Below are 12,688 nucleotides of genomic sequence, written 5' to 3' on the forward strand. Positions count from 1 at the left end.
TATGAGTTCCGAACGTCATGATGCAGGTGCAGGCATGGCTGAACAGCAGCGTCTGAGCAACCCCGGAGAAACCTTGCGGGCAGCGCGGGCCGAGCGTCGCATGACGCAGGTCGAGATTGCTCAGAACCTGAAGATTTCGGTGGCCGCGGTAGAGGGCATCGAGAACGGGCTTTATGACCGCCTCCCCGGTGATACCTTTGCCCGTGGCTACATCCGCAGCTACGCACGCTTGGTGGGGCTCGATCCCAATCGGCTGGCAGTGGAGTTCGATCGCTTTCGGGGTATTGAGGCGCGTGAACGTCCGGTCAGCGGCATCAGTCGAGTAGCAGAGCCGCGCCGCAGCAGTGGCGGCGCGATGCGCTGGGTCGGTCTGGTGGTAGTGTTGGCGCTGGTCGCCTCGGCGGTTTGGTGGTTCGACAACCGCGCCAACGAGGTGGTCGCCCCGCTCGACGATGATGCGCTGTCCGATGATGCCTTGCTCGATGAAGTGGAAGTCGACGCGCTGACCTTGCCGCCGTCGATTGCCGAGCAGGCCGAGAGCCTGACCGACGAGCAGCTTGGGCTGAATGTTGGCGAGCCAGCCACCGAAGAGTCGGCGCCGGTTCAGGGGGCCGAGGAGCAGGCGATCGCTGAGCAGCCGGCAACCGCAGCTGACTCCGCGAACGCCGCGAACGAGGCCGCAGCTGGGCAAACGCCACCGGTAGCTGACAGCGCCGCGCCCGTCACTGCACCTGCCGCCGAGCAGGCTGCAGACGGCGCCACACTGAATATCAGCTTTACGTCCAATTGCTGGGTACAGATCAAGGCGGTCAATGGTGCAGTGCTGCACAGCGCCTTGATGCAGGCCGGTCAGTCAATCAATCTTGACCACGATGGTGCTCTGGATCTGGTGATCGGCGATCGTAGTGCCGTGCAGTCCATCAGCTATCGGGGCGAGCCGGTTACATTGCCGCAACAGAGCCAGTCGGGTGTAGCTCGCCTGCGTCTGGGTCAGTAAGAGGTTATTTCGTTATGCAACATCAATCGCCGGTCAAGCGCCGCGTTTCCCGGCAGATCAAGGTAGGGTCGGTGCTGGTGGGAGGCGACGCGCCCATATCAGTTCAGAGCATGACCAACACCGAAACCTGCGACGTCGCTGCCACACTGGGCCAGATTCAGCGCCTTGAGGCCGCGGGTGCGGATATAGTGCGCATCTCCATTCCCAGCATGGAAGCCGCCGAGGCCTTTGGCGAAATTCGCAAACAGACGCGCATGGCGCTGGTTGCCGATATTCATTTCGATTACAAGATTGCCCTGCGTGTGGCGGACCTAGGCGTCGATTGCCTGCGTATCAATCCGGGCAATATCGGCCGTGAAGACCGGGTACGCGCCGTGGTTGATGCCGCGCGCCACAACGGTATTCCTATCCGTATTGGCGTCAACGCCGGCTCGCTGGAGAAGGATCTGCAGAAGAAGTACGGCGAGCCGACACCGGCAGCGCTGGTGGAATCGGCGATGCGCCACGTGGAGCACCTGGATCGGCTCGACTTTCAGGACTACAAGGTTAGCGTCAAGGCCTCCGATGTATTCATGGCGGTGGGCGCCTACCGCCTGCTGGCCCAGCAGATAGAGCAGCCACTGCACCTCGGGATCACCGAGGCCGGCGGCCTGCGTTCCGGCACGGTAAAATCGGCAGTCGGCCTGGGCATGCTTCTGGCCGAAGGTATCGGTGATACCATCCGCATTTCGCTGGCGGCGGACCCGGTTGAGGAGATCAAGGTCGGGTTCGATATCCTCAAGTCGTTGCACCTGCGCTCGCGCGGCATCAATTTCATTGCTTGCCCCAGCTGCTCGCGGCAGAACTTTGATGTGATCAAGACCATGAACGAGCTGGAAAGCCGCCTGGACGATGTACTCACACCGCTGGATGTGGCGGTGATCGGTTGCGTGGTCAATGGGCCGGGCGAGGCCAAGGAGGCGGATATCGGCCTGACGGGTGGCTCGCCCAACAACCTGATTTACCAGGACGGCAAGCCGGACCAGAAGGTGGATAACGCTGAGCTGGTCGACCGGCTGGAAAAGATGATTCGTGACAAGATTGCTGCCAAGCAGGCGCTGGACGCCAACACCATAGTGCGCGGCTGAATGAAAGGAAAGACGCTTTGAAAACCCTGCAAGCCGTGCGCGGCATGAACGATATTCTGCCCGCCGACAGCGCGCTCTGGCAGTACTTTGAGCGCACCGTAGCCGACCTGCTGGCGAGTTACGGCTATCAGCAGATTCGCCTGCCGATTGTTGAACCCACCGAGCTGTTCAAGCGCTCCATTGGCGAGGTGACTGATATTGTCGAGAAGGAAATGTACACCTTCGACGATCGCAATGGCGACTCGCTGACCCTGCGTCCGGAAGGCACGGCCGGTTGTGTACGGGCCATGCTCCAGCACGGGCTGCTGGGTAGTGGTGTTGGCCAGAAGGTCTGGTACACCGGCCCGATGTTTCGCCATGAGCGTCCGCAGAAAGGACGTTATCGCCAGTTTCACCAGGTTGGCGTAGAAACCTTCAACCTCACCGGACCGGATATCGACGCCGAGCTGATTGCGCTCTCGTGGCGGTTGTGGCAACGCTTGGGTATCAGTGATGCCGTAACGCTGGAGCTTAACAGCCTGGGCACTTCTGCTGACCGTGCGCGCTACCGCGACGACCTCGTGGTATATCTTAAGGCGCGCTTCGAGCAACTTGATGAAGACAGCCAGCGCCGCCTGGCGAGCAACCCGTTGCGCATTCTTGACAGCAAGAATGAAGCGACCCAGGCGTTGCTGGTTGACGCCCCCAAGCTGGCGGATTATCTGAATGACGAGGCCCGAGCCCACTTCGCGGAGCTGCGTGGATTGTTGGACGCTATCGGCATTCCTTACGAAATCAACCCGCGTCTGGTACGCGGGCTGGACTACTACGGGCTCACGGTGTTCGAATGGGTGACTGACCAACTGGGCGCGCAGGGCACCGTTTGTGCCGGTGGTCGTTACGATGGTCTGGTCGAGCAGTTGGGCGGCAAGCAGGCCCCGGCGGTTGGCTTTGCCATGGGCATCGAGCGGCTGCTGCTGCTGATCGAAACGCTCGGCAAGGTGCCGGCTGAACTGGCTAGGCAGGTTGATGTCTACCTCGTCACGCTGGGCGACGCTGCGGTAACGGCCGGCCTACGCTTGGCAGAGCAACTGCGCGATACGCTACCGGGTTTGCGGCTGGTGGTGCACGCCGGTGGTGGCAGCTTCAAGAGCCAGTTCAAAAAAGCGGACAAGTCAGGCGCACTTTACGCTCTGGTGCTGGGGGAAGACGAAGTGGCTGGGCAACAGATCGGGCTGAAGCCATTGCGTACCGAAGAAGAACAGGAAAACCTGAGCTGGCAGGATTTGCCGGCTCGGCTTGCACAGATTATCTAAGCGACAATCGCATCGCTTGTTGAAGGCTAAGGAGTTAAGGGTGGCTTACGAGACAGAAGAAGAACAGGTAGAAAAACTCAAGGATATGTGGCGTCGCCATGGTGCCCCTTTGCTGACCGGTGTCGCCATCGCGCTGGCAGGCGTATTCGGCTGGCAGGCCTGGAACAACCACCAGGATGCGCAGGCACGTAACGCTTCAACGCTCTATCAATCGATGCTGGAATCAGTGTTGTCCAGTGACTCCGAGGCGTCGCGTGCGCGCGCCGCAGAGTTGGCCGCGCAGCTGCGTGAGGAGTACGCCAGTACCCGTTATGCCGACTACGCAGCGCTCATGCAGGCACGCCTGGCGGTTGAGGCCAAAGACTTCCCGGTAGCTGAGAAAAGCCTGCGTGATGTCATCGACAGCAGCAAGAACAGCACCTTGCAAGAGGTTGCCCGCCAGCGTCTGGCCCGTGTGCTGGGTCAGGAGCAGCGTGCTGAAGAGGCGCTTGAGCTGTTTTCCAAGCCAGTCGAAGGTGTCGAGCTGCGCGCCACCCGCGAAGAGATTCGCGGCGACCTGCTGCTGAGCCTTGATCGCGACGATGAAGCCCGCGAGGCCTACAAGGCCGCACAGGAAGCCCTGCCGGACGCATCCACGCGCCCGCAGCTGCAATTGAAGCTGGATGATCTGGCGGAGGAAGTCTAGTGAAGTTGAAGTCTCGTTATCTTGTTATTGCCCTGGCGGCGCTGGTTGCAGCGGGCTGCGGCAGCAACAGCAAGAAGGAACTGCCACCGGCAGAACTGCAGAAGTTTGATGCTGAAGTGAAGCTCGACCGGGTGTGGAAGCGCAACATCGGCAACGGTCAGGGCGATCTGTTCAACAACCTGACACCCGCGATGGATGGTCTGACGCTCTACGCTGCCGACTCCAAAGGACGCGTCATGGCGCTGGACCGCGAAGACGGCTCGGTAAAGTGGCAGGTCAAACTGGATGAGCCGCTGTCGGGTGCCGTGGGCGCCGGCGGTGGTCGGGTCATGGTTGGCACGCTGGATGGCCAAGTCATCGTGCTGAGCGACGCCGACGGCAGTGAAGAGTGGCGCAAGACCGTGACCAGTGAAGTGTTGGCGCCGCCGCAGACCAACGGTGATGTGGTGGTGGTGCAGACCCAGGACGACAAGCTGGTAGCGCTGGATATCAGCAACGGCGAGCAGCGCTGGATCTATGAAGCCAGCTTGCCGGTACTGACCGTTCGCGGGCACAGCACGCCGGTGGTGAATCTGCGTCAGGTCTTCGCTGGTCTTGCCAGTGGCAAGGTGGTTGCCCTGTCAGCCGACAGCGGTGTGCCAATGTGGGAGCAGCGTATTGCACAGCCCCAAGGGCGTTCGGAACTTGAGCGCATGGTCGACATCGACGGCCAGCTGTTGCTGGTAGATGACAAACTCTACGTCGGCTCTTTCCAGGGGAACCTGGCGGTGCTGGATACCCAGTCCGGCCGGCCGCTGTGGCAGCACCCAGCCTCGACCTACGTCGCTCCAGGTGTCGGTTTTGGCAGTGTCTATGTCAGCGAAGCCAACGGTACCGTTGATGCCTTCGATGACGGCAGTGCCTCGCAATTGTGGAGCAACGATAGCCTGGCGCGTCGCCAGCTCACCGCTCCGGTGGCGATCAGCAGCTATGTCGCGGTAGGCGATTTTGAGGGCTACCTGCACCTGTTGGCGCAAACCGATGGCCGCATGGTTGGTCGCATCAAGGTCGATGGTGATGGCCTGCGAGCTAAGCCGATTGCCTTGGGTGACACCCTCTACGTATTCGGCAATAGCGGTGATCTGGCGGCCTACAAGCTGCAGTAAACCGAAACAGGTTATACTTTCCCGGCCGCTGCGCTCGATTGCGCAGCGGCCGTTTTGTTTTCTTGGCACGCCAGGCGTGCGCGGAGTGATCATGGTTCCTGTTATCGCCCTCGTGGGGCGGCCGAACGTCGGCAAATCCACGCTGTTCAATCGTCTGACCAAAAGTCGTGATGCCATTGTGGCCGATGTATCCGGCCTGACCCGCGATCGCCAATACGGCGAGGCGGTGTGGCAGGGCAAGCCCTATATTGTGGTGGATACCGGCGGTATCACCGGCGAAGAGGAAGGCCTTGATATGATGATGGCCGGCCAGTCGCTGCAGGCCATTGAAGAAGCTGACGCGGTGCTCTTTCTGGTTGATTCGCGTGCCGGACGTACCGCTGGTGACGAGCTGATCGCCACGCACCTGCGCAAGCGCAACAAGCACACCTACCTGATCGCCAACAAGATCGACGGCGCCGATCCGGACGCGATCCTGGGCGAGTTTTCTCAGCTCGGGGTGGGCGCGCCCATTGGTATCTCAGCCTCGCACGGTCGTAATATCAATCCGATGCTGGATGCCGTGCTCAATGATGAAGCCTGGGACAAGGTCGCCACCGACGAAGACGGTGCCCCGCTGGTCGTTGAAGCCATAGGCACCAAGATCGCGGTGATCGGTCGCCCCAACGTGGGCAAGTCAACGCTGGTCAACCGTATGCTCGGTGAAGACCGCGTGGTGGTATTTGACCAGGCCGGCACCACCCGCGACAGCATTTATATTCCCTACGAGCGCCACGACAAGCCCTACACCCTGATTGATACAGCCGGCGTGCGTCGCCGCGGCAAGGTCTTCGAGGCGATCGAGAAGTTCTCGGTGATCAAAACGCTGCAGGCCATTCAGGACGCCAACGTGGTGATCTTTGTGGTCGATGCGCGTGAGGGCATCGTCGAGCAGGATCTGCACCTGCTGGGCTTTGTGCTGGAAGCCGGGCGCGCTCTGGTGATTGCGGTGAACAAATGGGACGGCATGGAGAACGAGGAGAAGGAGTTCGTAAAAACCGAGCTGCAGCGCCGGTTGATCTTCGCCCAGTTTGCCGATCTGCACTTTATCTCTGCGCTGCACGGTAGTGGCGTGGGGCTGTTGTATAAATCGGTAGACAAGGCGTTTGAAAGCGCCATGACCAAGATTCCGACGCGGCGCATGACCGAGATTCTGGAAGATGCGGTCACCGAGCACCAACCGCCCATGGTCAATGGCCGCCGCATCAAACTGCGCTATGCGCACCTGGGTGGCTCCAACCCGCCGATTATTATTGTGCACGGTAATCAGGTCGATTCTGTTCCGCGCTCTTATACGCGCTATCTCGAGAACACCTACCGCAAGGTGCTCAAGTTGGCCGGCACGCCAATCCGCGTGGAGTACAAGGGTGGTGATAATCCCTACTCGGAAGTGAAGAACAAGCTGACCGAGCGACAGGTCAACAAGAAGCGCCGACTGATGAGCCACAACAAAAAGTCGAAAAAGAAGAGCAAGGATCGGCGTTAACCCGAACCAGAGGCACAAAAAAGCCAGCATCCGAGCTGGCTTTTTTGTGCCTGTGCAGCGCTGTCTTTGCTCAGTCGCCCAGAACGGGGTAATCGGTGTAGCCGACTTCGGCGCCGCCATACAGGGTGCTGGGGTTGATCTGGTTCCACGGAGCACCCTGGCGAATGCGTTCAACCAGGTCGGGATTGGCGATAAAGGGTCGGCCGAAGGCGGCGAATTGGGCCAACCCTGACTGGATTGCCTGCTCGGCGCTGTCGGCGTCCAGGCCGCCGGCGAGAATCAAGTCGCCTTTGTAGATCTCGCGCAACGCCTGCAGCAGTTCGTCAAAACCCTCATAGCTGCCGCCGGCCCAGTCTGGCTTGTTGATATGCACATAAGCGAGCTGGCGGCTGTTCAGCTCGTTCAGCAGGTAGCTGAAAGTTTCCAGCGGATTGGCGTCGTACACGTCGTTGAAGGTGCCAAGCGGCGAGAAACGCACGCCAACGCGGCCAGCGTCACCCATTGCGGCGATGGTTGCATCGACCACTTCGAGTACCAGTCGCGCGCGATTTTCCAAGCTGCCGCCATAGGCGTCGCTGCGCTGATTACTGTCTGAGCAGAGAAACTGATCCAGCAGGTAGCCATTGGCCGAGTGCACCTCAACACCATCAAACCCGGCCTTGATCGCATTGCGGGTGGCTTGGGCATAGGCCTGCACCAGGTCGGCAATCTCCTCGGTTTCTAGCGCTTTTGGCATCGAGGCGGCGGCCTTGTGGTGGCTGCCATCTGGCTCCTGCACATACACATCCGCTTTGGCCTGCAGCGCGGAGGGCGCCTGTGGTGCCTTGCCCTCGGGCTGCACCAGCGTGTGCGAAATCCGGCCTACGTGCCACAGCTGGGCAAATATGCGGCCGCCGGCGCCATGCACTGCATCGGTGACCTGCTGCCAGCCGATAATCTGCTGCTCGCTGTGAATGCCGGGTGTCCACGCGTACCCCTGACCTTCAGGGGTGATCTGAGTGCCCTCGCTGATGATCAGGCCGGCACCGGCCCGCTGGCGGTAATACTCGGCGTTGAGCGCATAGGGCACATTGCCCGGCTGCTGACTGCGCTGACGGGTCAGAGGTGCCATCACCGTGCGGTTGGGGACATCAAGGCTGCCGATGCGGGCAGGCTGCAATAATAATGGGGTGGTCATGGTTGGGGACTGCTCCTGGTCGTGGCATCGGTCTGATGCCTGAATGCAGTTCATTATGGGGGTGGCATTCCTTTTAACAAGTACGTACGATTTTAGCAGTCACTTACCATGGGGTAAGTTTTGCGGGCATAGGCGGATGTATGGCAATGAATGAGCAGCAGGCCAAATTGGCCGAAGGCAAGCGCCTGGTGCAGGGCGATAAGGTCTACAGCACACCTATTGAGGTTACGCTTGAGGTGATCGGGGGCAAGTGGAAGTCGGTTATTGCCTATCACATCATTCAGGGTCCGCAGCGCTTCTCTGAGTTGAAACGGCTGATCCCGGGTATTACCGAAAAGATGCTCACGCAGCAGTTGCGCGAGCTGGAGCGCAATGGCGTGGTGACGCGCACGGTGTTTGCCGAGGTGCCGCCGCGTGTGGAATACCGCATTACCGAGCACGGCGCGAGCCTGCAGCCGGTGCTGGAGGCCATGTGCCTATGGGGAAGGGGGCACTGGCAGCAGCTGGCTGCCAAGCCCTAGTCCGAGTGGTTAAGCCGCTCTGGCGTCAGCCTGACGCAGTGCGCGGTTCAGTGCGCTGAACAGGGCGCGGAAGCTCGCGGTGGTCAGGTTCTCGTCAATGCCGATGCCGTGCAGCGGGCGGCCGTTATCCAGGCGAATCTCGATATAGGCCGCTGCCTTGGCGTTGCTGCCGGATCCGATCGCATGCTCATGGTAATCCATGATCTCTACCGCTACCGGCAGGCCGGCCACCAGTGCTTCCAGCGGCCCCTTGCCCAGGCCGCGCCAGTGCAGCGTCTCGCCCTGATCAAGCACCTCAACGTCGACGGCGCTGGTGCCGTTCTCTTCCTGCAGGCGATGACGTATCAGCGCGTAAGGGCTGGTGGCTTGCACGTACTCGCGTTCCAGCAGCTCGTGGATCTGCGCTGCGGTCAGTTCCAGCCCCAGCCGGTCGGTTTCGCCCTGGACCACCTGGCTGAACTCGATCTGCATGCGGCGCGGCAGGCTGATGCCGTACTCCTGCTCCAGCAGGTAGGCGATGCCGCCCTTGCCGGATTGGCTGTTGACGCGAATCACCGCCTCGTAGCTGCGGCCTATGTCTGCCGGATCAATCGGCAGGTAAGGGACTTCCCACACTCCTTCGGCCTGTTGCACGGCAAAGCCTTTGCGGATGGCGTCCTGGTGCGAGCCGGAGAAGGCGGTGTGCACCAGATCGCCCACATAGGGGTGGCGCGGATGCACTGGCAACTGGTTGCACTCTTCCACTACCTTGCGCACGGCATCAATGTCGGAGAAATCCAGGCCCGGGTTGATGCCCTGGGTGTAGAGATTCAGCGCCAGGTTGACCAGGTCAACGTTGCCGGTGCGCTCGCCGTTGCCGAACAGGCAACCCTCAACCCGGTCGGCGCCGGCCAGCAGACCCAGCTCGGTGGCAGCTACGCCGGTGCCACGGTCGTTGTGGGTGTGCAGGCTGACCAGCACGCTGTCGCGGCGGCTGATGTGGCGGCAGAACCACTCGATCTGATCAGCATAGATGTTCGGGGTCGAGACCTCAACCGTGGCCGGCAGGTTGAGAATCACCTTGTTGTCGGGCGTCGGCTGCCATACATCCAGCACGGCGTCGCAGACTTCGACCGCAAAGGGCAGCTCGGTAGAGGTAAAGATCTCCGGCGAGTACTGGAAAGTCCACTGGGTCTCGGGCTGCTTGGCGGCCAGCTCCTTGATCAGCTTGGCGGCGTTCACGGCGATATCGGTGACGCCCTGTTTGTCCTGCTTGAACACGATGCGGCGGAAGCTGGGCGCGGTGGCGTTGTAGACGTGAACGATGGCTTTCTTGGCGCCGCGTACCGACTCGAAGGTGCGCTCGATCAGATCGGCGCGCGCCTGGGTGAGCACCTGAATGGTCACGTCGTCCGGAATATGGCCATCGTCGATCAGGCTGCGGACAAAGTCGAAGTCGGTTTGTGAGGCAGACGGGAAGGCCACCTCGATCTGCTTGAGGCCAATGGCGACCAGCGTCTTGAAAAAGCGCAGCTTGCGCACCGGGTCCATGGGCTCGATCAGCGACTGGTTGCCGTCCCGCAGGTCCGAGCTGCACCACAGGGGTACTTCGGTGATGGTTCTGGACGGCCACTGGCGGTCCGGAATATCAATCGGCTGAAAGGCGCGATATTTGCTGGAGGGGTCGTTGAGCATGCTCATGGTTGTATTCCCTTGCTGCAAGGGCCTCTCGTGAAGGCCGAGCTTTTTAATGTGGGTGTTTGTTGCAGTAAAAGGTAAAGAGTGTGCGCGATGATTTCAACTGCGAATAAATATTTGGCAGAAGTATTCGATTATTGAACTATTTACGCATTTTATTTTGCCTTGTGCGGCTTTTATGCGCTTGGTTTGCGCAAATCCACACAGTGGCGTTTAGGGTTTGAACGCGCCAATGAAAATCGCCGGGTCTACGCGGTTGCCGTTGAGGCTGACATTCCAGTGCAGATGGGGGCCGGTAGCACGGCCAGTGGCGCCGACCTTGCCTACTAGGCCGCCGCGCTCTAGCTCATCGCCAAGACTGACGTCGATCTGTGAGAGATGGCAGAACATGCTGATCAGACCCTGGCCGTGATCAATGAAGACGGTGTTGCCATTGAAGAAATAGTCGCCGGTGAGAATCACCCTGCCAGCAGCGGGTGCTTTGATCGGGGTGCCTGTCGCCGCAGCAAAGTCCAGCCCGGAGTGCGGGTTGCGCTCCTCTCCATTGAAAAAGCGTCGCAGGCCGAAGGCGCTGGAGAGAGCGCCTGGCACCGGGCGGTCCAGCAGTAGATTGCTGGGCTGGCGCGGGCTGAACTCGGCGTACGCCGCAAGCTGAGCGTCCAGCTCGCGCTGAATGCGCGCCAGTTGAGCGGGTGCTGGATTGACCTGACTCTTGTTGCGCAGGGTAATGTGCTGTTCTTCATAGCGCTTGCTGCGCACCTCGAACCCGATCTGGCCGCTATTGGCTAGTACCAGCTGTTGCTTGCCCGGTTTGGTTTTCAGATCGATGCCGATGATCGCAATCCAGCGTTCACCGTCTTCCCGAATCGTTAGCACCGGCTTGCCTTGGTAGGTAGCGCGTGGCGCTTCACTCTGTTCCGGCAGGCCTACCACAGCCACCCCGCCGGGCACCGGGTGATTAAGCAGTCGCGTGATAAAGCCTTCGGCCTGGATCGGCAGGCTGCTCAGGGTGAGCAGCAGGGTCAGCGTCAGTTTGCGCAGCATGATCAGTCCAGCAGTGACAAGGTGTAGGGGGCTTGGTTCTCGACGCGTACATTCAGTTCACCGTAATGCAGACGCGCCTTCAAGCGTTGGCCGGGTTGGGTTGCAGCGGCGCTGCGCACCGGCGCGCCCTGGTCGTCGAGCAGAATACTGTAGCCGCGGCCCAGGGTCGCCAGGGGGCTGACCAGATGCAGCGTTTGCGCCGCCTGTTCGAGCTGCTTGCGCTGTTGCTTCAACTGCTGCTGCATAGCGCGTGGCAGGCGCAGGTTGAGCTGCTGCAGCTGGTCGCGCAACTGGCCGAGGCGGCGACCGGGATCTTGTGTCTGCAACCGGGTGCGCAGGTGCCCAAGACGTTGCTGCTGTTGCGCCAGTTGCTGGCGCAGCGCGCGTCGCAAGCGCAGTTCCAGCTCATCGAGCCGTTGCGCCTGCTGGCTTAGGCGCTCGCCGGGATGGCGCAGGCGCTGGCGCAGACTGTCCAGTTGCAGGCGTGCTCGGGCCAGGCGTTCGCGCAGTCGTTGCAACAGGCGTCGCTCCAGTTGCTCCACCTGGCGCAGCAGGGCCTGGGTGTCGGGGCTGAGCAGCTCAGCGGCTGCCGACGGGGTGGGCGCGCGCACGTCGGCAACGAAATCGCAGATGGAAACGTCGGTTTCATGGCCCACGGCGCTGATGATGGGCGTGGTACAGGCCGCAACCGCACGCGCCACCATTTCTTCGTTGAACGGCCAGAGGTCCTCCAGCGAGCCGCCGCCGCGGCTGATGATCAGTGCATCAAAGCCGCCACGATCGGCCATGTCGAGTGCGCGCACCAGTTGTGGTGCTGCTTCTCGCCCCTGCACGGCTGAGGGCACTATCACCAGCTCGATGAAAGGCGCGCGGCGCTGGAACACGCTGATGATGTCACGCACTGCGGCGCCGCTGGCAGAGGTAATCACGCCGATGCGCGCGGGGTGCGTGGGTAGCGGACGCTTCAGCTCCTGCTCGAACAGCCCTTCGGCCGCCAGCTTGGCCTTCAAAGCATCAAAGGCCTGGCGCAGGGCGCCATCACCCGCGGGTTCAATGCTATCGACAATCAGCTGATAGTCGCCGCGCCCCTCATACAGGCTCACACGGCCACGGGCGCGGACCTGCAGGCCATCTTTCAGCGCCAGTTTCAGGCGCGTAGCGTGCTGGCGGAAGCAGGCGCAACGGATTTGTGCACGGTCGTCCTTGAGTGAAAAGTAGAGGTGGCCAGAGGAGGGCCGGGCCAGATTGGAAAGCTCGCCTTCTACCCAGATGCGTGGAAAGACGTCCTCCAGCAGTTGCCGGGCGCGGCCGTTGAGCTGGCTGACACTGAGTACTTCGCGCTCGGCGCCAAGCTGTTTGAATAGGGCATCATCGTTCATGCGGGCATTCTAGTGCATTCGCGCCGTGGCCGGGGTAGGCGCAAAGTAAATTCGTTTTGCCGCATCATTGTAATTGAGTGCAAGGCGCTCGATAGGTATAATGGCGCGCTTCCATT

The 12,688-nt window shown here is 61.0% G+C and carries 11 protein-coding genes; 7 read left to right on the forward strand and 4 right to left on the reverse strand.

Going from position 1 to position 12,688, the window contains the following annotated elements:
• The first annotated feature begins 1 nt into the window (after position 1).
• The 6 genes from V7747_RS08265 (at position 2) to der (ending at position 6,774) form a co-directional block, all read left to right on the forward strand.
• On the forward strand, positions 2-997 hold the full coding sequence (locus V7747_RS08265; RefSeq protein ID WP_335615572.1) for a RodZ domain-containing protein: 996 nt from the start codon (positions 2-4) through the stop codon (positions 995-997).
• Positions 998-1,011: 14 nt separating this feature from the next.
• Positions 1,012-2,124 (forward strand): flavodoxin-dependent (E)-4-hydroxy-3-methylbut-2-enyl-diphosphate synthase, encoded by a 1,113-nt coding sequence (gene ispG, locus V7747_RS08270; protein WP_335615573.1) that lies wholly within the window; start codon positions 1,012-1,014, stop codon positions 2,122-2,124.
• 17 nt (positions 2,125-2,141) lie between these two features.
• Positions 2,142-3,419 carry a histidine--tRNA ligase gene (gene hisS / locus V7747_RS08275; protein ID WP_335615574.1) on the forward strand — a complete coding sequence of 426 codons (1,278 nt, stop codon included), beginning with the start codon at positions 2,142-2,144 and terminating at the stop codon, positions 3,417-3,419.
• A 40-nt stretch (positions 3,420-3,459) separates the two neighbouring features.
• Positions 3,460-4,104, forward strand: coding sequence for a YfgM family protein (locus V7747_RS08280; protein WP_335615575.1), 645 nt, complete (start codon positions 3,460-3,462; stop codon positions 4,102-4,104).
• A gap of 5 nt (positions 4,105-4,109) precedes the next feature.
• Positions 4,110-5,249: an outer membrane protein assembly factor BamB gene (gene bamB / locus V7747_RS08285; RefSeq protein ID WP_442909219.1), complete on the forward strand. Its 1,140-nt coding sequence runs from the start codon at positions 4,110-4,112 to the stop codon at positions 5,247-5,249.
• A 91-nt stretch (positions 5,250-5,340) separates the two neighbouring features.
• A complete protein-coding gene (gene der, locus V7747_RS08290; RefSeq protein ID WP_335615577.1) occupies positions 5,341-6,774 on the forward strand; it encodes a ribosome biogenesis GTPase Der in 1,434 nt (477 codons plus the stop codon).
• Between the two features lie 70 nt (positions 6,775-6,844).
• Here the strand turns inward: der and V7747_RS08295 are convergent, their stop codons facing one another.
• Positions 6,845-7,951, reverse strand: coding sequence for an alkene reductase (locus tag V7747_RS08295; RefSeq protein WP_335615578.1), 1,107 nt, complete (start codon positions 7,949-7,951; stop codon positions 6,845-6,847).
• Between the two features lie 146 nt (positions 7,952-8,097).
• Here V7747_RS08295 and V7747_RS08300 point away from each other — a divergent pair, with 146 nt between their 5' ends.
• Entirely contained in the window at positions 8,098-8,472 is a 375-nt protein-coding gene (locus tag V7747_RS08300; protein WP_335615579.1) for a winged helix-turn-helix transcriptional regulator, read from the forward strand.
• 9 nt (positions 8,473-8,481) lie between these two features.
• Here the strand turns inward: V7747_RS08300 and leuA are convergent, their stop codons facing one another.
• The 3 genes from leuA to xseA form a co-directional block, all read right to left on the reverse strand.
• Positions 8,482-10,152 (reverse strand): 2-isopropylmalate synthase, encoded by a 1,671-nt coding sequence (gene leuA, locus V7747_RS08305; protein ID WP_335615580.1) that lies wholly within the window; start codon positions 10,150-10,152, stop codon positions 8,482-8,484.
• A gap of 210 nt (positions 10,153-10,362) precedes the next feature.
• On the reverse strand, positions 10,363-11,193 hold the full coding sequence (locus V7747_RS08310; protein ID WP_335615581.1) for a peptidoglycan DD-metalloendopeptidase family protein: 831 nt from the start codon (positions 11,191-11,193) through the stop codon (positions 10,363-10,365).
• Positions 11,194-11,195: 2 nt separating this feature from the next.
• The gene (gene xseA / locus V7747_RS08315) at positions 11,196-12,572 is read right to left on the reverse strand and encodes an exodeoxyribonuclease VII large subunit (RefSeq protein WP_335615582.1); all 1,377 of its coding nucleotides are present in this window, start codon (positions 12,570-12,572) and stop codon (positions 11,196-11,198) included.
• Between the last annotated feature and the right edge of the window lie 116 nt (positions 12,573-12,688).

The sequence above is a fragment of the Halopseudomonas sp. genome, from assembly GCF_036960865.1.
GTDB lineage: Bacteria > Pseudomonadota > Gammaproteobacteria > Pseudomonadales > Pseudomonadaceae > Halopseudomonas.